This is a genomic window from Fictibacillus halophilus, from assembly GCF_042680145.1.
In the GTDB taxonomy this organism is placed as follows: domain Bacteria; phylum Bacillota; class Bacilli; order Bacillales; family Fictibacillaceae; genus Fictibacillus; species Fictibacillus halophilus_A.
The window spans coordinates 1,836,557-1,858,177 of record NZ_JBHTNQ010000001.1; the positions used below are offsets into that span (position 1 = coordinate 1,836,557).

At 39.0% G+C, this 21,621-nt stretch carries 23 protein-coding genes, 1 tRNA gene and 1 riboswitch; of the genes, 6 read left to right on the plus strand and 18 right to left on the minus strand.

Going from position 1 to position 21,621, the window contains the following annotated elements; translation table 11 throughout:
* Positions 1-16 precede the first annotated feature (16 nt).
* Positions 17-385, plus strand: a complete 369-nt coding sequence (locus ACFQ4X_RS09500; RefSeq protein ID WP_379834684.1) for an SA1362 family protein — start codon at positions 17-19, stop codon at positions 383-385.
* A gap of 3 nt (positions 386-388) precedes the next feature.
* Here the strand turns inward: ACFQ4X_RS09500 and ACFQ4X_RS09505 are convergent, their stop codons facing one another.
* From ACFQ4X_RS09505 to ACFQ4X_RS09525, 5 genes are all read right to left on the minus strand, one after another.
* Complete coding sequence (locus ACFQ4X_RS09505; RefSeq protein ID WP_379834686.1) at positions 389-1,312, minus strand: patatin-like phospholipase family protein; 924 nt, start codon at positions 1,310-1,312, stop codon at positions 389-391.
* 85 nt (positions 1,313-1,397) lie between these two features.
* Positions 1,398-1,814 (minus strand): transcriptional regulator MntR, encoded by a 417-nt coding sequence (gene mntR / locus ACFQ4X_RS09510; protein WP_066294827.1) that lies wholly within the window; start codon positions 1,812-1,814, stop codon positions 1,398-1,400.
* Between the two features lie 111 nt (positions 1,815-1,925).
* The gene (splB, locus tag ACFQ4X_RS09515; protein ID WP_379837114.1) at positions 1,926-2,939 is read right to left on the minus strand and encodes a spore photoproduct lyase; all 1,014 of its coding nucleotides are present in this window, start codon (positions 2,937-2,939) and stop codon (positions 1,926-1,928) included.
* Positions 2,940-3,062: 123 nt separating this feature from the next.
* Positions 3,063-5,624 carry a vitamin B12-dependent ribonucleotide reductase gene (locus tag ACFQ4X_RS09520; protein ID WP_379834687.1) on the minus strand — a complete coding sequence of 854 codons (2,562 nt, stop codon included), beginning with the start codon at positions 5,622-5,624 and terminating at the stop codon, positions 3,063-3,065.
* Between the two features lie 578 nt (positions 5,625-6,202).
* Positions 6,203-7,039: a lipoate--protein ligase family protein gene (locus ACFQ4X_RS09525; protein WP_379834689.1), complete on the minus strand. Its 837-nt coding sequence runs from the start codon at positions 7,037-7,039 to the stop codon at positions 6,203-6,205.
* Between the two features lie 149 nt (positions 7,040-7,188).
* Here ACFQ4X_RS09525 and ACFQ4X_RS09530 point away from each other — a divergent pair, with 149 nt between their 5' ends.
* The gene (locus tag ACFQ4X_RS09530; RefSeq protein WP_379834691.1) at positions 7,189-7,569 is read left to right on the plus strand and encodes a rhodanese-like domain-containing protein; all 381 of its coding nucleotides are present in this window, start codon (positions 7,189-7,191) and stop codon (positions 7,567-7,569) included.
* Between the two features lie 43 nt (positions 7,570-7,612).
* On the opposite strand, the gene gcvPB is transcribed toward ACFQ4X_RS09530, so the two are convergent.
* From gcvPB to gcvT, 3 genes are read right to left on the minus strand one after another with little or no spacing between them, the layout of a single operon-like run.
* Positions 7,613-9,076 carry an aminomethyl-transferring glycine dehydrogenase subunit GcvPB gene (gene gcvPB / locus ACFQ4X_RS09535; RefSeq protein WP_379834693.1) on the minus strand — a complete coding sequence of 488 codons (1,464 nt, stop codon included), beginning with the start codon at positions 9,074-9,076 and terminating at the stop codon, positions 7,613-7,615.
* Entirely contained in the window at positions 9,052-10,416 is a 1,365-nt protein-coding gene (gcvPA, locus tag ACFQ4X_RS09540) for an aminomethyl-transferring glycine dehydrogenase subunit GcvPA (protein WP_066290865.1), read from the minus strand. The genes gcvPB and gcvPA overlap by 25 nt, the downstream gene beginning before the upstream one ends.
* 25 nt (positions 10,417-10,441) lie before the next feature.
* Complete coding sequence (gcvT, locus tag ACFQ4X_RS09545; protein WP_379834695.1) at positions 10,442-11,542, minus strand: glycine cleavage system aminomethyltransferase GcvT; 1,101 nt, start codon at positions 11,540-11,542, stop codon at positions 10,442-10,444.
* 177 nt (positions 11,543-11,719) lie between these two features.
* Positions 11,720-11,805: riboswitch (glycine riboswitch) on the minus strand.
* Positions 11,806-11,922: 117 nt separating this feature from the next.
* Between gcvT and ACFQ4X_RS09550 the strand changes: the two genes are divergently transcribed.
* Positions 11,923-13,620 carry a DEAD/DEAH box helicase gene (locus tag ACFQ4X_RS09550; protein WP_379834696.1) on the plus strand — a complete coding sequence of 566 codons (1,698 nt, stop codon included), beginning with the start codon at positions 11,923-11,925 and terminating at the stop codon, positions 13,618-13,620.
* Positions 13,589-14,365 carry a YqhG family protein gene (locus tag ACFQ4X_RS09555; protein ID WP_379834698.1) on the plus strand — a complete coding sequence of 259 codons (777 nt, stop codon included), beginning with the start codon at positions 13,589-13,591 and terminating at the stop codon, positions 14,363-14,365. The genes ACFQ4X_RS09550 and ACFQ4X_RS09555 overlap by 32 nt, the downstream gene beginning before the upstream one ends.
* Positions 14,366-14,719: 354 nt before the next feature.
* Here the strand turns inward: ACFQ4X_RS09555 and ACFQ4X_RS09560 are convergent, their stop codons facing one another.
* The 8 genes from ACFQ4X_RS09560 to comGA form a co-directional block, all read right to left on the minus strand.
* A complete protein-coding gene (locus tag ACFQ4X_RS09560) occupies positions 14,720-14,911 on the minus strand; it encodes a YqzE family protein (protein ID WP_379834699.1) in 192 nt (63 codons plus the stop codon).
* A 50-nt stretch (positions 14,912-14,961) separates the two neighbouring features.
* Positions 14,962-15,477 carry a shikimate kinase gene (locus ACFQ4X_RS09565; protein WP_379834701.1) on the minus strand — a complete coding sequence of 172 codons (516 nt, stop codon included), beginning with the start codon at positions 15,475-15,477 and terminating at the stop codon, positions 14,962-14,964.
* 2 nt (positions 15,478-15,479) lie between these two features.
* Positions 15,480-15,860 carry a competence type IV pilus minor pilin ComGG gene (gene comGG, locus ACFQ4X_RS09570; protein WP_379834703.1) on the minus strand — a complete coding sequence of 127 codons (381 nt, stop codon included), beginning with the start codon at positions 15,858-15,860 and terminating at the stop codon, positions 15,480-15,482.
* Positions 15,860-16,351 (minus strand): competence type IV pilus minor pilin ComGF, encoded by a 492-nt coding sequence (locus tag ACFQ4X_RS09575; protein WP_379834705.1) that lies wholly within the window; start codon positions 16,349-16,351, stop codon positions 15,860-15,862. The genes comGG and ACFQ4X_RS09575 overlap by 1 nt, the downstream gene beginning before the upstream one ends.
* Before the next feature lie 230 nt (positions 16,352-16,581).
* Positions 16,582-17,022 (minus strand): competence type IV pilus minor pilin ComGD, encoded by a 441-nt coding sequence (gene comGD / locus ACFQ4X_RS09580; RefSeq protein WP_379837116.1) that lies wholly within the window; start codon positions 17,020-17,022, stop codon positions 16,582-16,584.
* The gene (comGC, locus tag ACFQ4X_RS09585; RefSeq protein WP_379834707.1) at positions 17,019-17,336 is read right to left on the minus strand and encodes a competence type IV pilus major pilin ComGC; all 318 of its coding nucleotides are present in this window, start codon (positions 17,334-17,336) and stop codon (positions 17,019-17,021) included. The genes comGD and comGC overlap by 4 nt, the downstream gene beginning before the upstream one ends.
* Before the next feature lie 17 nt (positions 17,337-17,353).
* A complete protein-coding gene (comGB, locus tag ACFQ4X_RS09590) occupies positions 17,354-18,385 on the minus strand; it encodes a competence type IV pilus assembly protein ComGB (RefSeq protein WP_379834709.1) in 1,032 nt (343 codons plus the stop codon).
* Positions 18,336-19,439 (minus strand): competence type IV pilus ATPase ComGA, encoded by a 1,104-nt coding sequence (comGA, locus tag ACFQ4X_RS09595; protein WP_379834711.1) that lies wholly within the window; start codon positions 19,437-19,439, stop codon positions 18,336-18,338. Before comGA ends, comGB begins: the two co-directional genes overlap by 50 nt.
* Positions 19,440-19,561: 122 nt before the next feature.
* On the opposite strand from comGA, the gene ACFQ4X_RS09600 reads away from it, so the two are divergent.
* A tRNA-Gln gene (locus tag ACFQ4X_RS09600) sits at positions 19,562-19,636 on the plus strand.
* Positions 19,637-19,673: 37 nt separating this feature from the next.
* Here the strand turns inward: ACFQ4X_RS09600 and ACFQ4X_RS09605 are convergent.
* Positions 19,674-20,063: a Spx/MgsR family RNA polymerase-binding regulatory protein gene (locus tag ACFQ4X_RS09605; RefSeq protein ID WP_379834713.1), complete on the minus strand. Its 390-nt coding sequence runs from the start codon at positions 20,061-20,063 to the stop codon at positions 19,674-19,676.
* Positions 20,064-20,247: 184 nt separating this feature from the next.
* Here ACFQ4X_RS09605 and ACFQ4X_RS09610 point away from each other — a divergent pair, with 184 nt between their 5' ends.
* Positions 20,248-20,496 (plus strand): DUF2626 domain-containing protein, encoded by a 249-nt coding sequence (locus tag ACFQ4X_RS09610; protein ID WP_066242314.1) that lies wholly within the window; start codon positions 20,248-20,250, stop codon positions 20,494-20,496.
* Between the two features lie 39 nt (positions 20,497-20,535).
* Here the strand turns inward: ACFQ4X_RS09610 and ACFQ4X_RS09615 are convergent, their stop codons facing one another.
* A complete protein-coding gene (locus tag ACFQ4X_RS09615; protein ID WP_379834715.1) occupies positions 20,536-21,621 on the minus strand; it encodes an SAM-dependent methyltransferase in 1,086 nt (361 codons plus the stop codon).

Here is a 21,621-nt window from a genome sequence, read left to right on the forward strand (position 1 = left end):
TAAGGAGGTGGACCTGTTGCAACAGAATAGCAGAAGATTGCATCCTATCATTTGGTTTGTCATTTCACTGGCTGTTGTCGGAATCCTATATCAACTGATCACTTCACCTCGCCAACTATTTACAACCCTTCTGATCGGAGCAGCAGTGGTCGCCGTTTTTTACTTTATATTTCGCAGAACTTCATCAGGAGTAAACGGCAAATATAGAAAAGCAGTAAAACAATCAAAAAAACGGTATGGTTCCAACCAGAAGCCTTCAAAAACTTCACCGTTATTTTCTAACAAGAAAGTTAAAAGTACAGCTCAGAAAAAACGAGCAAGAGAACATCATTTAACTGTTATTGAAGGAAAAAAGAACAAGAAAAAAAATCGAGCCTCCTTTTAAGGATCAGGCTCGATTTTTGTATGCTGGATGCGGATATGATTTCCCTGCGATCCAGCCCTGCAGAAAGTGTTCTGCCCTGTCATACCCAAACTGATAAAGTTCATTTTTCGCTTCAGCAGACAGCTGAAAGTCGATAACAGATACATGCTTAACAGGCATAAATATAATATCTCTGGCATCGTGTGAGTCAATATAACGGTTATCATGTGCTTGCATCATGGTTTCAAACAAAGCTTTAAAAAGCTGTACTGCATTCTTAACCTGATGTGTCGGAATATGATCATTGATATATGAACTAAGCTGAAAACCTAACACGGGACGTATCGGTACCCGGTCTTTTCTTTGAAACAGCCACATCGGAAAATTACTCAAGACACCGCCATCGACAATATAGCTTTTTTGTCCAACCCGATTAAACAGCTTAATAGGATAAAAAAAGTAGGGAAGGCTGCAGCTCATCCGAACAGCCCTGGCTATTGGAAATCGTTCTGGAAGCAAGCCGTATTCTTCAAGATCATCCGGTAGTACAATAAGTCTGCCCCGGGTTATATCTGATGCGATTATCTTTAAGCTTCCATAAGGAATATCAGCAAAAGTTACGATTCCCCGGTTAGCCAAAAGGGTTGCCACCCAATTTTCTAAATAATCTCCTTTAAAGAGACCTAGTTTCCAATAAAGCTTTAACCAGTTCATAAACGGTATTGGAACCTTACTTGTGTCCAAGAACTTTTTAAAATCAAGTGCATCGATAATGCTTTTCATTTCATCAGCTTTATACCCGGCTTTTACTAAAGCAGCCATTAACGCACCGGCACTTGTCCCCGCAACCCTTTCAAAAGAAAGTCCTCTGTGTTCTGCCGCCTCAACCGCACCTATCAACGAGAGAGCTTTAATTCCTCCACCTGAAAATACGCCGTCTATTCGCATTGACCATCTCCTCCACTACTATCCTAATCGCAAGAAGATGTCCTTTATAACCAATTTTTTCAAAATAAAAAACAACCATAAAAAATTATGATTGTCCTTGTTCTTCGTTTTTAGCTTGTACTTCTCTTAATTCATTCAGGCGATCTTTGTCTTCTTCAAAGAATTGCACGAGATCTCCTATTCGATCAATAGCGTTCCAGCTTAAATGGTGCTCGATTCCTTCAACATCCTGAAAGATGTTTTCCTCATCTACCCCGATTACCTTCAAAAATTCTTCTAACAATTCATGTCTGTATACTAAACGCTTACCTAGTTTTTTTCCATTCGGCGTTAAAACAAAGCCTCTGTATTTTTCATAAACGACATACTTGCCTTTGTCGAGTTTCTGAATCATTTTGGTTACAGAAGAGGGATGTACCTCAAGGTTTTCTGCAAGGTCTGATACTCTTGCATACCCTTTCTCTTCTATTAGGGCATAGATGCGTTCAATATAGTCTTCCATACTTGGGGTTGGCGGCAAAATGTTCCCTCCCTATACTAAAACCGATTGGTCTCTATAAAAAGGATACTATAGAAATGTTTGAGTGACAAGGGAATACCCTTTACCGGAATATTACGTAAAATACTCTATCTTGGATTGCGGAAACATGGTATTAATATAATTTTCTACCGTCTCACGAAGCCTTGTGGCCTGATCGTCCTGATATACATACTTGCCTATTCCATATTTCCCCCACTTGTATTTACGTTCTTCCTCATTCATTTCGAGCTTGCTTTTCGGATAATTTTTTTCGATAACCCTTTTTGCTGGCTTTGTAAAACGGTGCTGAATCAGTTCAAAAGTTAAATCGTTTGTTAAATGTTTTGGGAGCTTTGCTTCTAATATATCAAAAAGCTCTTTATACCCTTCTTCCCAATCCTTATGAAGATAAAGCGGTGCCACTATAAAACCTAATGGGTATCCAGCTTCAGCTACTTTTATGGCCGCATTAATTCTTTCCTCTAGTGGGCTTGTGCCTAATTCAAAGTTTTTAATCACATAATGTGAATTTATACTAAATCGAAACCTTGTCCGTCCCTGATGATTGGCATCCAGTAAATGATCAACATGATGATATTTCGTTGTGAACCGAAGCCTACCCAAGGCCGTTTGGCCAAAGAATTCAATCGCTTTTTTCAGGGAGTGGGTAAGATGATCAATTCCAACGATATCCGATGTACAAGACGCTTCAAATCGCGTAATCTCCGGTGCTCTTTCCTGCATATACTTTTCAGCCTGAGCAAAGATCTCGTCTGTGTTTACATACGTTCTTAAATAAGGCTTGCTGCCAAGTGTTGTTTGCAGATAACAATAATGACAATGTCCCATACAGCCAGTTGCAAGCGGAATTGCGTATTCAGCAGAGGGTTTTGACGTATCAAATTTTAATGTTTTTCGTATACCCACAACAAGCGTTGACTTTGCTGTTCTGTACTTTTGAAAATCGTTATCTCCAGGCAAATCACGTATCTGATTATGTGAAGTTGTCTCTCTTATCTCAACCTCAAGCTTACTGAACTTATCGAACAGCTCTTTGCCTAATGGATATTCAAGTGCACGCGGTTCAAAATAAATGAGCTGCGGCATAAAAGGTTTATTAGCTCCGGCCACTTTACATACCCCCAAAATTTCACAAATGATGAGATTAGTATGTCCGAATATTGGCATATAAAAAGAAGGAACCATTTCCAGTTCCTTCTTGCATTTCGTTTATAGACCGCACTTCAATTGTGCATTACAGTTCGTACAAGTATTGCAGCCGCCGATTTCTTTTACTTTTCCTTTTCGGCAGACAGGACATGTGTTGCCTACTTCGTTACCGATTGTTACATCTGTTGAACGAAGGTCAGTAATCGTATCAAGAATTACGACTTTTTTCTTTTCTTCTTCCATTCCAAGGTCGATCTCAGTTTGTTCAAATGTTTCTTCTGCTTTAAGAGTCAGAACTTGCGCATCACGGCTTCCATCAACATAAACAGTTCCGCCTTTTGCTCCGCCTTTATACAAACGCTCATATACCTTTTGAACTTGATCAACAGTATACCCTTTTGGTGCATTTACCGTTTTGGAGATTGAACTGTCCACCCAGCGCTGGATGACACATTGAGTATCCGCATGTGCTTCTGGTGCAAGCTCCATCGCTGCAACAAACCATTCAGGAAGTTCGTTTTCATTAGCTTCCGGATTATTATCGAGATATTCTTTTACAATATCAGCTTTTACTTCAATAAACTTCCCAAGGCGTCCGCTGCGGAAGTATGAGAATGAGAAGTAAGGTTCAAGTCCTGTTGAGACTCCAACCATGGTCCCGGTGCTTCCCGTAGGAGCCACCGTTAATAAGTGAGAGTTTCTAATACCGTATTGTAAAATATCTTTTCGTACTTCTTCAGGAAGTTTTTTCATATATCCTGTTTCAATAAAACGATTTCGAAGGTCATTTGTAGCTATTTCTGTCTCACCTTCTAAGAATGGGAAGCTTCCCTTTTCTTTTGCAAGCTCGATCGAAGTTTTATAAGCGGTAACAGCGATCGTCTCAAAAATTTGATCAACAAGTTTATTTCCTTCTTCAGATCCGTAAACTGTCTCGCAGTAGATGAGTAGATCATGAAGTCCCATTACGCCCAGTCCAACACGGCGTTCGCCTAAAGCTTGTACACGGTTCGGTTCTAAGAAATATGGCGTTGCGTCAATTACGTTGTCTTGCATACGTACGCCGACTTCAACCGTTTGTTTCAACTTCTCAAAGTCGACCTTCTTGTTTTCTTTGTCTGCCATGTTACCAAGGTTCACAGCTGCTAAATTACATACAGAATATGGTGCAAGTGGTTGTTCTCCACACGGATTAGTAGCTACAACTTTTTGTCCATATGCTGTAGCGTTCGTCATGTCATTGGCATTATCAATAAAAAAGATTCCTGGTTCTGCAGAGTATGTTGCGCAAATGTTGATCAGGTTCCAAAGTTCACGTGCTTTAATACGTTTATATACACGAATTCCGTAACCTTTTTCTTCCCAAACACGAACATCTCCAATTTCATGCCACTCATTATTGTAAGCTTCCATTTCTTCAGGAGAGTATGCTTCAACACTTGGGAAACGCAACATATATTCTCCATCGTTCTCAACAGCTTCCATAAATTCTTTGGTTATCGTAACTGAGATATTAGCTCCTGTCAGGAACTCTGAATTATGAACACTGTAAGTACCTCCGTCGCGAAGCATCGTTTCTGCATCGCGTAAAACATCAGAGTCAAAACCGCCTGTTCCCGGTATATCTTTGTAACGTAGAATTCCTTCGTACATTGCCTTTTGAGCTGGTGTTAACGGTGTGAACTTCAATTTATCTTGAGCAACTTGTTTAATCTTCTCGTCGTTCGTGTTTTCAATCAAGTAACGCAAAATACGGGGATTTTGCATTTTAGAAATAATGAAGTCAATAATGTCAGGATGCCAGTCCGCAAGCATGATCATTTGGGCCCCTCTGCGCGATCCGCCCTGCTCAACCAGATGCGTCAGTTTCGCAATATCATCCAGCCATGAAACTGACCCAGATGATTTACCATTAACACCTCGTGCTAACGCATTTTTTGGTCGAAGTGTTGATCCGTTCGTTCCAACACCGCCGCCCCGGCTCATGATCTCCATCACTTGCTTGCGGTGATCTGAGATTCCTTCACGCGAGTCTTTTACATACGGCATAACGTAGCAGTTAAAATACGTTACATCTGTTTCTGCTCCTGCACCGTAAAGAACTCGTCCAGCCGGTACGAAGTTCATTTCAGAAAGTTCTTTATAGAACTTCTCGAACGATTCCTGGCGCTTTTCCTCTGTCGTTTCAACAGATGATAACCCTGTGGCATTCCTTAGCGCAATCTGCTCGTAGAATACTTCCAGCGGCTTGTCCATCACATCGAGTGAACGTGTAATAAGTCCTGTTTCTGCTTCTTCCGGTTTTTCAAGCACTGCTTTGAATTCATCCTCAACTAAAACGACTGCATTCTTATCGTCCCAGTTGACTGATTGAATGTAACCAAGTCCTCTCGCCGGAAATTTCGGATCTTCTTTGACCGTTAAAACAACAAAATCACCCGGTTTGAGTGTTTTCTTTTCTGTGTCTTTGAAACTGTATCGATCAAGCATCACCAGTCGTGAAACACCTTTATGAGTCGTTTTCATTGTGGATGATACGGGATGTACTTGTGGAAATTGTGCTATATCTTGATTAAGAGCTTCGTAATCGATACCCTTTTTAACAGTGGCAACTGTGTCCATATTTCTCCTCCTTTTTCATACTCTCACACACGATGAATATCTATATCTTGTATGTAGTTCTTCTACCCCTATACTATATATACGTAAACACCGTGTCAAAGAAAAAATCTTGTCAAACTTGAAATCAAGAGTAATTACTAGAATATCAAAGAGAAAAGAATAATTTATATGATTTTATTTAATATTTGGCTAAATACTAGATTTGTATTATATGGAAGTTTTATAACCCTATATAAGACAAAGGTTTTCTCAAAATCCTTCTTTTTGCCAAAAAAAATTAATATCTTGACTTCTTTTTTTTACTTGCCTCTTTTCTAAAGATTGTTGTTTTTGTGAATAACCTTCGAAGTCGAGTTGACTGGAGCGCAAGGTGCGAGACTCCTGCGGGACCAGCGGGACAGGTGAGACTCGCTATGGCGCAAAGCACCGAGGAGGCTCACCGCACGCCCCGCGGAAAGCGAGCATCCTGGAGCGGAAATCAACCACTTCTAATAGCAACAAAGCTTAAGAAAATAACTTTACTTCTTTTCCCAAAAGAAAAAATCGAGACCTCTTTTGAGGTTTCGATTTTCTGTTTTTTATCTTCTAAAAGTCCATTCGTCATTTCTATATCTTATGTCTGCAATACGTTCGACTTCAGCCCATTGTTCTTCCGTTAACGTATAGGGAATTAGATTAATGTTCAACCCGTCTTCAAATCCTTTTTTGAAAGCTGTTTTTGCATCATTAATCGTAACAGGTGAATCTAGCAGATCATTAATGGCTACTGCCTTTTTCTTAAAAGCATCCTGCATTCTTTCTCGCAAACGGTCACTGGAATACTTAAATAAATCAAAGAGTTTATCCTCGTCTAGATCTAATAAAACAGAACCATGCTGAAGGATGACGCCTTTCTGTCTTGTTTGAGCGCTTCCAGCAACTTTTCTTCCTTCAACAACTAATTCATACCACGAAGGTGCATCAAAACAAACGGCTGAACGAGGATTTTTTAATCCTTCTCGCTCTTCATCGGTTTTTGGAACCGCAAAATATGCATCCAGTCCTAATCCTTGGAATCCCTCTTTAATGCCTTCAGAGATAACTCTATAAGCCTCTGTAACAGATTGCGGCATCGCTTTATGATCTTCAGAAACGATTACACTGTATGTCAGCTCCTGATCATGAAGAACCCCCCGACCGCCTGTTGGCCGTCTTACAAAGCCTAAATTATATTTTTTTACGGCATCAAGATTTATCTCTTTTTCTACTTTTTGAAAATACCCAATGGACAATGTTGCTGGATTCCAACCGTAAAAACGGATAACAGGAGGGATTTCCCCTTCGCTATGCCATGTTAATAAAGCTTCATCCATCGCCATATTAATCGCTGGTTCACAGTTACCTGAATCAATGTAATACCAATTTTCTTTTTCCATGTTTTCGTCTCCCTGCAATTCTATCGTAACTAGTGTACCAAATTCGGTGATTGTGTCAAAAACAATCGCTTAATTCCTATTATTTTCTTTGCCTATCGGGTCCAGCACCGCTATAATTGGGGTAGATTGTTTAAAGGAGTGCAAGCATTATGGAATGGATTATTTTAATAGTTATTGTTGTTGTAGCAATACTTGCTTATGTTGTTACAATGGGGCTCTATCAAAAGAAATTTTTAAAAACCCTAAATGAAGAAGAGTTTAAAGCAGGATATCGTAAAGCTCAGCTAATTGATGTACGTGAGCCTGAAGAATTTAAAAAAGGCCACATTCTTGGTGCTAGAAATATTCCGTTATCTCAGATGAGACAGCGATTAAAGGAAGTTAGAAACGACCAGCCAGTGTACCTATACTGCGAGAGCGGATTTAGAAGTGCACGTGCGGCAAACTTCTTAAAGAAGAAGAAATACAGCAATCTGCATCATCTACAAGGCGGATTCCGCAAATGGACAGGCCGTGTTAAATCGAACTAAAAAAACAAAGCAGCCCATTGCAGGCTGCTTTTTTGTTTCGTTATTAAGCTTGTTTGCTGTATTTTAGAATCGGTTTTCTCGCAGCAGTTGCTTCATCCAGTCGTTTTACAACAGTTGTATGAGGCGCTTCTTGCACCAATTCTGGAGTTTCTTCAGCTTCTTTTGCGATTTGAATCATCTTTTCGATGAATTCATCAAGCGTTTCTTTTGATTCTGTTTCAGTCGGCTCGATCATAATCGCCTCTTCTACGCTAAGCGGGAAGTAGATCGTTGGCGGGTGGTAGCCAAAGTCAAGCAAACGTTTTGCAATATCGAGTGTTCTTACCCCAAGTTTCTTCTGGCGGCGTCCAGACAACACAAACTCATGCTTACAGTGCTGCGTAAAAGGAAGATCGAAGTGCGGTTCTAATCGGCGCATCATATAGTTTGCATTCAGTACAGCATTCTCTGAAACTTGATGCAGACCATCTGGACCCATTGTCATGATGTACGTGAAAGCACGAACATTGATTCCGAAGTTTCCATAAAACGGCTTCACTCGTCCGATAGATTGCGGTCTGTTGTATTCAAACTTATATACATCGTTTTCTTTTACAAGGACTGGTTTCGGCAAGAACGGGATAAGATCCGCTTTTACACCTACCGGACCAGAACCAGGGCCTCCGCCGCCATGGGGACCAGTAAATGTTTTATGCAAGTTAAGGTGAACAACATCAAAGCCCATATCCCCAGGTCTTGCAAAACCTAGAATAGCATTAGCGTTTGCCCCGTCATAATAGAGCTTTCCGCCAGCTTCGTGAATAATTTTCGCCATTTCTAAAATATGCTCTTCAAAAAGACCAAGAGTGTTTGGATTGGTTAACATTAATGCTGCTACGTCTTGATCCACAACACGTTTCAAATCTTCTAAGTCAACTAGTCCGCGCTCATCTGATTTAACTGTAATCGATTCAAATCCAGCAACTGTTGCAGAAGCAGGGTTAGTTCCGTGAGCTGAATCAGGTACGATTACTTTTGTTCGGTTAAAATCACCATTTGCTTCGTGGTAAGCACGAATCATCATAAGCCCTGTCCACTCACCGTGAGCGCCAGCTGCCGGCTGCAATGTTACTTCATCCATACCCGTAATTTCGGCTAAAGAAGTTTGCAGACGGTACATCATTTCCATTGCACCTTGAACGGTTTCTTCTTCTTGAAGCGGGTGAATATGAGCAAATCCAGGGAAACGTGCAACGTCTTCGTTAATTTTAGGGTTGTATTTCATCGTACAAGATCCGAGTGGATAAAAACCAGAATCTACACCATGGTTACGATTTGATAATGCCGTGTAGTGACGGACGATCTGGAGTTCAGAAACCTCAGGCAGTTCAGGTTCTTCTATACGCAAATAATCGGAAGGAATAATGGATTCTACATTTACTTCTGGTACATCAAGTTCCGGAATGCTATAGCCAACTCTCCCCGGCTTTGATAATTCAAAAATTAGTGACTGATGTTCTGTACGCATGACAATCCCTCCAATACATTTGCAAGCTGATCGATTTCTTCTTTTGTTCTCATCTCAGTTACCGCGATAAGCATATGATTTTTCATTTCAGAATAAGAAAGACCCAGATCGTATCCTCCGATAATACCGGATTCTAATAGCTTTTGGTTTACTTCTTTAGCAGAGCATTTAAGTTCGATGACAAATTCATTGAAAAATGATCCTGTAAATGCAGTTTTCAAACCTTTGTCTTCAAGCACTTTCTTTGCGTAGTGTGCTTTTTGAATATTTTGGTGCGCAACTTCTTTAACACCTTTTTTACCAAGTGCTGTCATTGCAATAGAAGCAGCAAGAGCATTTAGCGCCTGGTTTGAACAGATGTTACTTGTTGCTTTATCACGTCTGATGTGCTGTTCTCTCGCTTGAAGAGTCAATACAAATCCGCGTTTGCCGTCTTCGTCAACAGTCTGTCCCACTAATCTGCCTGGGACTTTACGCATGAGCTTATTCGTTACCGCAAAGTATCCGCAATGAGGTCCGCCGAAACCTTGAGCAATACCAAATGGCTGCGCGTCACCAACAACGATGTCCGCTCCAAATTTCCCAGGAGGGGTTAATGCTCCTAATGCAAGTGGATTAGAGGAAACAACGAACATTCCTTTATTCTCATGAATGATTTCTTCAATCTCTTTTAATGGCTCAATCTGACCAAAGAAGTTAGGATATTGAACAATAACACAAGCTGTTTCTTCATCAACCGCTGAACGCAATCCGTTCAATGAAGTTAGACCGTTTTCAGCATCTACTTCCACTACTTCAAGATGCTGCCCTTTTGCATAGGTTTTCAGAACATCTCTGGATTCCGGATGCACGGATTTTGAAACCACGATTTTCTTTCTTCGTGTTTGTGCAGCTGATAACAATCCAGCTTCAGCTAGTGAAGTTCCACCATCATACATAGATGAGTTTGCTACATCCATTCCTGTTAATTCGCAGATCATTGTCTGGAATTCAAAGATAGCCTGCAGCTCACCTTGGGAGATTTCTGGCTGATAAGGAGTGTATGCTGTATAGAATTCTGAACGTAAAAGCATATGGTTTACGATGGATGGTGTGTAATGGTCATAAACACCTGCACCTAAAAAGGAAGCATAATCCTTCGTGTTTTTATTCATGGCAGCAAGCCTGCCCATTTCTTTTACAAGCTGTGGTTCTGATAAAGCTTCTTCGATATCCAAGCGTCCTTTAAAACGAACCTCTTCAGGAATATCTTTAAAAAGCTCTTCAGTTGTTTCAATTCCAATCGTCTCAAGCATTTCCTTTTTATCTTGATCAGTCATCGGCAAGTAACGGAACGTCATTGTTTCTCCTCCTTATTAAAACGATTTATTTTCCACGTTTATAAAATGGTGATGCTACCACTTTTGCTTTTAAGCGTTTTTGGCGTATTTGCACTTCAACTTCTGTGCCAAGTTCACTGTATTCCTTGTCAATAAGTACAAGTCCCAGGTTCTTCTTTAGTGAAGGAGACTGCGTACCAGTAGTTACTTCTCCGATCTTCTTATCCCCTTTAAACACTTCATAATGAGAACGAGGAATACCTTTATCGATCATCTCAATACCAACAAGCTTACGAGGTGCTCCATTTTTCTTTTGATCAGCGAGCACTTCTTTCCCGATAAAGTCTGCTTCTTTTTCCGTCTTCACTGCAAATCCAATTCCAGCTTCAATCGGTGTGATATCTTTTGTCAGCTCCTGCCCGTAAAGTGCAAGTTTCGCCTCAAAACGAAGCGTGTCACGTGCTCCTAGACCAGCTGGCAGCAATCCATCTTCGCTTCCCGCTTCTAATACGGATTTCCATAGTTTTTCAGCATCAGCTGTTTTTAAATAAATCTCAAATCCATCTTCACCTGTGTATCCTGTTCTAGATACTAAAGAAGGGATCCCAGCTAGCGATACGTCTTCTTTGAAACGGAAGAAACCGATTTCAGAAAGGTCAGTGTCTGTCAGCTTTTGAAGAATCATTTCAGCTTTTGGTCCTTGAATAGCAAGCTGCGCATATTCAGGTGACACGTTAACAAGCTCTACTCCTTCTGTTTTGTGGCTGTTTAGCCATTCGAAATCTTTTTCAATATTTGAGGCATTCACAACTAGCAAATAGTCATTTTCATCTCTTTTATAAATCAAGAGATCATCTACAGTTCCGCCGTTTTCATAGCACATCGCCGTATATTGAGCCTGTCCATTTTGAAGTTTAGAAACATCATTCGTCATTGTATATTGCAAGAATGATAGTGCATTTGGTCCTTTTACTTCGAACTCACCCATGTGAGAAACATCAAATAAACCTGCTTGAGAACGTACAGCCTCATGTTCCTCTTTAATACTTGAAAACTGAACTGGTAATTCCCAGCCACCGAAATCAATAACTTTTCCACCGTGTTCTTTATATGTGTTAAATAACGGTGTGCGCAACAATGTAGCCATGTGAATTCCTCCTTTTTCATACTTTAAAATTTTCAATCAATTTTGGACAAAAAAAGGACAGAGAGACCCCTTGAAAAATAGGAATCCTCTGTCCTGCAACCGGTAAGTTTCTCAAAATACTTCCTGAGTTTCTTCGTTGGTGGCTTTCATCTATTTAAAAAGCTCTCTCCAGAGATGCGTCTAGCAAGAGTCTTTTTGCCTGAGAGTTTCACAATTGTTTGCTCCTTCGGCGCCGCTAAAGCAGTCTCTCCTCTTACTTTCATTCGCGAGTATGTTATTGTCCAAGGTCGCACATACTATTACTATGTTTACTACATTATTATCCTATCATTTTTATAAACGGAATGGCAATGAACTTTTTTATGGAAAGGAAATCCGGTATGAAAATCGACGTTCAGTTTCAGCGAGAATGGCATGATGATTTTTTAAAGCGTGTGGAAGAAGACGGACCATGGGCCAACTGGGAGTTGTATAACTTGGCACTTGAAGCCGAACATCATCTTGCAATACCTGAGTTTTTGGGGCTGCAAGCTCCAGCCCATCTCCCACAGATGACTTTTCTGCCTCATCAGCTGGACGTTGCAACAACCGTTATTGAACAAATGAACGGAAAAGCGATACTAGCAGATGAAGTCGGTTTAGGGAAAACGATCGAAGCTGGATTAATTTTAAAAGAATACATGATTCGCCGCCTTGCGAAGAAAATCTTGATTCTAGTACCTGCTTCTTTAGTTATACAGTGGACGAATGAGCTTAATCAAAAGTTTTTTATACCTGCGATTGCTCAAAAGAAAGCTTATGTTTGGGAGCAATGTGATGTTGTCGTTTCATCGATTGATACAGCAAAACGCGCCCCGCACCGCGATATTGTTTTGAATCAGGAATATGATCTTATCATTATCGACGAAGCCCATAAATTAAAAAATAAGAAAACGAAAAACTATGAATTTGTTCAGCTTCTGAAAAAGAAATTTTGTTTATTATTAACTGCCACTCCAGTACAGAATAGAGTCGAGGAAATCTTTAATCTTGTTTCTCTTCTAAAGCCAGGACATCTTGGCAACAGAGAAAATTTTGATAAAGATTTTAAAGAAGATAAGTATTCTTTGAAAAATGAAGAAAAACTAAAGCAGCTGGTCAATAAAGTAATGGTCAGAAACAGAAGAGAAGAAACTGGCTTAAAGTGGCCAAAACGGCTAGTAAAAACCATACCTATAATATTATCAAAAACAGAGCGGGACCTTTACGATGAAATATCAAAACTTAAAAAAGAGTCCTACTTTGACAGAAGCAAGTTCTCTGTTGTTACCTTGCAGCGTGAAGCTTGCAGTTCAAGAGAAGCTGTATTTTTAACGCTTAAGAATATGCTTCAGAAGGATGTTCCATCTGCAGTAATGGAAAACCGTATCGTTGAACTGATGAAGAAAATCGAACTGGTTGATCAAAACTCTAAAGCATTGAATGCGCTTGAGCTTATTCAGTCAATTAACTCAAAAGTTATCATTTTCACTGAATATCGTGCCACCCAATTATATTTACAATGGTTTCTGCAGCAGCACGGCATCTCTTCTGTTCCCTTCAGAGGGGGCTTTAAACGAAGCAAGAAAGACTGGATGACACATCTATTTAAAACTCGTGCTCAAGTTTTGATCGCTACTGAAGCTGGAGGCGAAGGAATAAATCTTCAATTTTGTCAGCACATCATAAACTATGATCTGCCTTGGAATCCGATGAGGATTGAACAGCGTATCGGCCGTATCCATAGAATTGGCCAGCAGGGAGATGTTCACATCTATAATTTTGCCACTCAGAACACTATTGAAGAACACATCTTAAACCTTCTTTACAACAAGATTAACTTGTTTGAGAGTGTCATTGGGGAACTTGATGAGATCTTAACGAAGTTTGAAATTAAAAATATTGAGCGCCATATTTCCGATATCCTGAACACTTCTGACAGTGAAGGAGAAATCAGAGTAAAGATGGATAACCTCGCTTCCCTTATCAATTTAGATGGAGGAATAAAGCAGAAAGGATGGGAAGAGCATGCAGCAGCACGAGATACATCGATTTCTTGAAAGGTATTTTGATGCTAACGAATGCCGGATTCTGGAGAAGAACTTTAGTTATATGAAGGTTCAATTAACGACTGAGCTGGACAAAGTACTTATGAATCGTCCATTCTATTGGCACTATCTTGAAAAAACCGGCGGAACCCCTAATCCCATGACATTAACACTGGTTACCGGACAGCAGCAGTCACCAGATGGTAAAGGAGAGTTTATTCATTTTGGCTCTCCCCGCCTCCATCAAATATTTGGATCTACAAAAAAACTCGCTTCTTTTATCCGGTTATACGAATCTGTGCCGCAGCAAGGTGCTCAAGTTCCTCTTCAGCCTTGGCTGTGTTTAAATGTGAAAGTTACCTATCAATGTGATCAGAAAAAGGATCAAGTGCTATCGTATGGCATTCAGCTTATTAACGGGACGATAGAAGACCAGTTTCATAACCGGCTTCAGAAGCTATTATTAACTAAAAGAATTCCTGATTTTTGTTACACACTCACTCCATTTATAAAGCCGGAAAGTGCGATTAAAAGGCTTGAATCTAAAATACAGGAAGTGATCGACCAGGATGATCATACTTGGGCAGATGATGCAAAGAATCGCTGGAAGGAAGATCAGGACCTTTTAGAAAGTTTTTATGAGGATCTTTTAACTAAGCCAGAAGCTTACCATGTTGAAAAAGAAGCACTTCGTACTCAATACGAGCCTAAGATCATAGTAGAAATCATAAACGGAGGGCTCTTTTATCTTTCATAAAGACTTTTTCGTATACTATGTTGCTATTAGAAGATGTTGATTCCGCTCCAGGACGCTCGCTTTCCGCGGGGCGTGCGGTGAGCCTCCTCGCGCTTTGCGCCTTTAGGAGTCTCGAATTCAACAAAGCATTTGTGCTCCTGCGTCTGCAGTTAAACCCTGTCGAAGAACTAATTCCTCGTCGCATGCCTTGCGAGAAGTAATTTTAGGTGGCTGGCACGCACCTTGCTCTCCAATCAACTAGTCAAGAAGTCTACTCAATAATAAATGTTAGAAAGCAACAATCTTTTAGATATGAGCCATGTAACCAAAACAAAAAGCCGGGTTAGGCACCCGGCTTAATCCTTTTTCCAGCCATTACTTATTTTTTCGTTTCTTCCTGAACATAAGACCTAAACTCATTGGTAAAACACCAAAAAGGTATGTTAACAACGGTTCTTTTTCGTTTTTTCGTGTGCGCTTTCTTTCTTTTCGGACCGATTTTGGTTCGTCTAAATATTTTACTATTTTCTGAGTTAGATACTTTACGACATCGTTTCCCGCAGCCATTAACAAAACTCCTTTAATTAACCATTCAATGTCTAGTCTTGTCTATTTGCTCAGGAATTAAACCGCTGCAGCTCAATAAGTATTTGCTCGCATACTTCTTGTGCTGTCAGATCGTCCGTTAAAATCGTGATATCACTTTTTTCATAATGCTTTCGCCGCTCATTATACAGCTGAAAAATATCTTCTTTAGTATTTGTCAGCAATAATGGTCTTTTCTTTCGTTCCTCTTCTTTCATTAACCGGTTCCACAATACAGGAAAGCTTGTTTTTAGATATATTACTGTCCCTTTACTCTTCATATAAGTAAGATTTTCTTCACGAACAACCGCTCCGCCTCCTGTCATGACAACTGCATGTTTCAGTGGAAGCTGACGAATGGCTAGAGATTCGTAGTTTCTAAAAGCTTCTTCTCCTTCGTGATGAAAAATTTCTTTTATCGTTTGTCCTCTTTGCTTCTCTATTGCAGAATCTACATCATATGGCGGAACTTCAAGCTGTTTGGAAAGATGTTTTCCAACAGATGTTTTACCGCATCCCATGAAGCCTACTAAATATATGGTGTTCAACTTTAACCCTCCACCCATTTTGTAACGCTATTCTGGGTTACATTATAATATACTTTCACCTTTTTTGTATGTTGCTTATCTGTAAATGCTTCGATCATGATTAGCCTTTCTTCTTCTGTCGTTTGTTCGATCACCAAATTAACGATTCCTTGATTCAAGATTAAATTCTTCTCCATCGGGAGAAATACAGAAGCATCCTTTGCATAAATGATTGCCCGCTCCACCCCTTGCTGAAGAAGACGTGTTTGCTTTAATTGTTCTTCCTGCATATAAACAAACTGCCTTTCAGAGGAAACCTTCCCTGTAAGGTATCCAAAAAAGATAAGGATAACTAAACATAATGTAATTACGAGAGGATAAATTAACCCCTTTTCATTATTCATTACTCGATCCTCCGAAAAAAACGCTGATATTCATTTCCTTGTGTATCAATAAGCTTTACGGATAACAGTACATCTGAATGCTTTTCCAGTACCATTTCACTAATATTCTGCACCCACACTTCATGTCCAAGCCCATTTACTTGCTTACGAATAAGAGAATGATATTTTGAGAAACTTAGTATATTGCCGTTTGAAAGTGTGACGTACAAGGAGTTGTTATTCACTTCAATAGACTTTCCTTCCCTTATTTCTTTTCCTAACATAGAGAAAAATATTGAGGTTTCTTCCAGCTGAGGAGTTGGAGGCTGTTTTTGGATAGGAATAAACAGTAATGGTATGAGCGAGGAGAGCATAAGGAGCACTGTCAAAGCTATGAAGGCTTCCATTAAGCTATGGCCCTTTTGAGAATCAGCATATTTAATAATAGCTTGAACACGCTGTATATTCTTTTTGATTTGTGGCCACAAATTTAATACAGATTTCATACTCATCTGTAACTCCCCTTTTAGTTATTAACGAATATGATGTTCCGTTTCGCGTCCACTCCCTACCTTGCAATTGTATTTTCATTAAAGAAAGCCGATCAGCCTCTTCGATAGCAAACATTAGCTGCTCGGTAGTCTTTTGCTCTTGATGCAATATATAAACAAATGGGAGACAAATGGAAGCTATAGCTGAAAACAGCAATAAACCTAACATGGATTCAAGCAGCAAATACCCATTATTGTTTCGCAACATAAAATTTCCCTTTACCAAGCTGGAACACCATTTTATACACAGCATTTCCTGAATATATATAAAGTGTTCCTGCACGGCTGATGTTTCCGTTTTGATTAAATTGGATAGTCAATTCCATGGCTTGTCCCTCAATGGTAATATGTTTTGGAATAGGCCGGTTTAATACCTGATTTGAATTATAGGTTCCTACCTGGTACATATCTTTTTCATTATTGAAGGTTAGACGGTATACACTACTTTCATTAATTGCTTTTTGCTGAGTATAGATTATGTCCTTTTCAAGAGAATTTAAAAAGTACTCTGTCTTTCTGTTTTTTACAAACGAATTGAACTTCGGATAAGCTGCAGAGCCGATTAATCCAATTATCAAGAGAACAATTATCATTTCAATCAATAAATAACCAGACTGCTTATATTTGCTCAGGGTGTTTCATCCTCTTCATCCTCATTCACATACACTTTCCCTTCACTATCGATGAGCAATGGTTCTTTATCGGGGCATACTTTTGTATCGATATATTTCTCATCAAAAAGCTGGTCTATTGTAGGCAGCTCATTTTTTTCAGCTTCATAAGCACCAACCTGCCCTTGCACGAGATCTATCGTTGCTTCACAACCAAGAGATTTGACGATAGCATTATTCTTAGTCATACTCGGCAAGGCAATCAGCATCAAAACTGAAATAATAAGAAGGACAATCATCATTTCAATCAGGGTAAAACCATTTTCATTACTCATAAAAGTCTTTTCCCTCCCTATAAGGCATCCATTAGTTGAAACATCGGCAAGAGCATAGAAGCAAACATAAGCAGGACAAAACCACCAATTAAAGCAAAAAGGATAGGCTGTATTTTTTGCATATTAGAAAGAATTTTCTCCTCCAATTCTATAAATATCCACTCTCCATATTGTATTAATTCAGAACCTAGTGCCCCATGTGCTTGTCCGAAACGAATAATCTCAGTCATTTCTTTTGCATAAAAAGGTTTATGAAGCAATAGCTCAGGCAATGTTTTTCCATCAATCAAACCTTTTTGCAGCCTTATGCTCTCTTCTTGAAAAAACCCTTTTTTCATATGTTTTTCCATCACCATTAATGCATCTGTTACCGGCAAACCGCTTTTTAGCATCGAACCAAAGTTAATGCTGAAATAGTGTGAGTTCATAAGCAAAAGAAATTTCTTTAAAAGGGGTATCGATATTAATAAACTCATCTGATCAGAATAACTTGTGTTTCTTTTTACAAAATAAACAGCAATCCATCCAAGCAGGACAATTAGTAAAGCAGCAATTAGGAGGTAAGGAAACAAAGATAGAAAAGACAGCATTATTGAGGTGAACGCGGGTGTCTTAACTTCCAGTGAAGAAAACAGAAGAGAAAATTGAGGAAATAAGAAATAGTAAAAAAGGATTCCGATCCATACTGTAAGAAATAACAAAAATAAAGGATATCTAACCGCTTTATTTAATCTATCTCGCCATTCGGCTTTTTTTTTCATAAAAGCACCATTTTCCATCAAACTATCAGTTAAATTTCCGTTAACGCTGTTTATGGATAATGAACTAGTTACTTCATCCGGTAAATTTAATTTTGAGAAAACATCTAGCACAGAATTACCTGCTGACAATCTCTCTAATAATTCATCTATTAAATGCTGTTCTTTATCAGAAAACTGCGATCTTAAAAGCTCTATGCTTTTATTGATCGAGTAGCCTTGATTTAATAAAAGTCCAAGTTTATAAAGGAATTTTCCTTGAGACGCCCTTTTCCACTTCTTCTTGAACATTTCCCTGCCCCCCCATCCACCTTTCATAACTTTCTTTCGTTACAAACCCTGCTGCATATGCGTGATTAAAGTAATAAGGGAGACTTTTATAAAACGGAGGGACGGAAATGTCTTGCTTAAAAGCGGTTTCCAAATCGTGATTGCTTAGGATTTCATAAATCCCTGCTCTTCTGAACGTCCGTGATTTAAAGCAAAAGTCGCTGCAGTTATCACCGCAAAAACGGCAAGGCTTTGAAATCAGTCTCTGAGAAACCACTCCCATTAATGTCTGTTTCAATTCTGCTTCACGGATTCCAAATTCCCTTAGACGCTCTAAACAGCCTAGACAATCAGAGGCATGCATCGTCGAGAGTACTAAATGCCCTGTTAAAGACGCACGAATAACTAGCCGGGCTGCAGCTTCATCACGAATCTCCCCTATCATGATGACATCTGGATCGTGGCGCAATAAAGATTTAAAACCTTCACCATAAGTCACACCAGCTTTTTCATTAATTTCCATTTGGAGAAATGTATCTACCTTTCGCTCAACAGGATCTTCTAAAGTAACTATCTGGCGCTTGTAGTGGTGCTGGAGGTATTGCAGCAAAGAATATAGCATTGTCGTTTTGCCTGAACCAGTAGGGCCAGTAAATAATAACAAACCGCTTGAACGTTTAATGAGAAAAATGAGTTTTTGAAGTGCATGTGGGAAGAGAGATAATTCATTAATTGAAAAGGATTCTTGCTGAGGAAGGATGCGGATTACGAGAGATTCATTAAATGCAGAAGGAATGGAAGAAAGTCGAAGATGTACGTTAATATTATCTATAAGCACATCCATAGCACCGCTTTGAGGTTTACGGTGTTCACCAATATCCATTCTGGCTGAATACTTGAAATGAGAAATGACACGTACGTACTCTTCGAAATTAAGAGATCTGTATTCGAGCAATCTTTCATCAATACGAAATTGTACTATTCCTCCTTTTTTTAATGGGATGAAATGAATGTCAGATGCATTTTGTGTTACAGCATCATGCAAAATAGAAATGCCTAAAATTTTTATTGGCAAGCATTATCGACCTCCTTTTTGTTTCGTGTTATAAAAATACTTCACACAAATTAAAATTCCTGCCATTTTTTTAGAAATTGCGCATATAAATTTCGACACGGCTCATACTATTATTGTTGCATTGGGCTATAGCCAAGCGGTAAGGCAACGGACTTTGACTCCGTCATGCGTTGGTTCGAATCCAGCTAGCCCAGCCAAAAAAATAACACTCTTAAGATTTTAAGAGTGCATCAATCAGGACACATGACTTGAAATGTGTTCTTTTTCTTTTTTATGGCATAATTTTTTCATATCGCCAGGGCTATATCCCGCAATCAGCTGTTCTCCATCAGTTACGAGCGGACGTTTAAGCAGCTTAGGGTTCTTTGTTAAAAGTTCAAGCAATTCGTTTGTAGATAGTTCATAAACATCTACATCAAGCGATTTAAAGGACTGGCTTCTTTTAGCCAGAATATCTTCAGTTCCCGCTTTAGTCAGCTTTAATAATTCTCTGAGTTCTTCTACTGAAGGGGTTTCTTTAAATAAGTGTCTTTCTTCGAATGATACTTTATTTTGTTTAAGCCACATTTTCGCTTTGCGACATGAAGTGCAGCTGGGATATGTGTAAAACGTAATTGAATTCATATGACTTCACTCCTTTTGGTTTACATTACCTTTAAAAGAGGCATAATAAACCAAAATTAACCTACTTCGAGTAATTATATTTGAATTGTCTTTTTATCCGCTTACAATTGTCATTTACAAGAGAGTGGAAACTCATATATAATACTAAAGGATACAAGTATTGGCGAAAAAAGGAGGGATACATATGTCAAGAATGTATAAGGTTTTGGGCTTTTGGACAGGGATCATTGGTGTCATGGCTTATCTTGGCGATATGCAGGACATGGCGTTATTGTTCTTAGGACAAACGATTATGTTCGTTTCATTAGGTTATTTGAACTTATCTGAACGTATGTATATTTATATCTTTGGTGCTTATTTAACAGTTTTCTTTGTCGGATTTACATACTGGTCAACATTTATGATGACTCCTGGAGCTGGCGGAGGCCATTAATATTAAAAAAGTTCATATCAGCTTATGAAAAACGGACCGTTATAAAACGGTCCGTTTTTTTTGTTGCTTCATAACTTGAAAGCCGTTAGCAAGCGTACTATCTAAAAGGAATGACCTGATCGCCCTGTTCCTTTTATGTTCAGCAGAGAAAGGGTCTGTACCCTTGGCATCATTTAAAAGTGATAACATCCCCTCTTTCAAGAGAAATTCACCTTGCATGCTAAAATGTATGGTTTCAACATCTTGTTTTTTAGCAGCATTTTCAACTTGATCCCAGTTTACATGATAAGTTATATCCATTTTACCAGGATAAGAAAGAGTGTTATTTTCAATTTTATGCTTATGATATCCGCGTATACTGCCTTCTTTTAAAGCTTCTCTATTCCATTCTTCGCCTCTATAGCCGTAATCAACAAAGAAATAGATACTTTTCTCGGCAGTCCATTCATATAGATCATTCAGCCAATTCATCATCTGAAACGACACTTCAAGCTCAAAATCACTTCTCCTTGATGCAAATAGTTTATCTAACAGTAAAGAATGATCAAATGCTTTTATATAATTAAAACGAATCTCATCTTTATCTTCATCAAGAATAACTACTTTCTCAAACCAGTCATTTTTTTGTTTTTGAAAAATCCGTAATGGAAACGCATCTAGTACTTCATTTGCAAAAATAATGCCTTTAAAATCCGGATAAGATTCTTTCAGTTCTTCAAATGAACAAAAAATGTTCACAGAGGATCCTGTTAATTCATTTTGGAGAAGCTGACGGTGATAAGGGCTTTTTTCAACGATGATATAAGATATTTGCTGCCCATTATCGTTATCTTTCCAGCCGGATAAAACTTGTTTCGCGAATCGGCCTGTTCCTGCTCCAAACTCAACTACGATAGGATCTAATTTGTGTTCATGAATGGTTTTTGCAAAAACATCAGCCCAAACTTTTCCGAACACATCTGATACTGAACTGGACGTATAAAAATCACCGTTTTTTCCAATCTTCTTCTGTTCACTCATGTAATAACCGTATTCCGGATGATAGAGAGCCAGTTCCATAAATTGCTCCATCGTCATCCATTGGTTCTGCTCCAAATATCTTTTTATAACATCTTTTAGACTCAA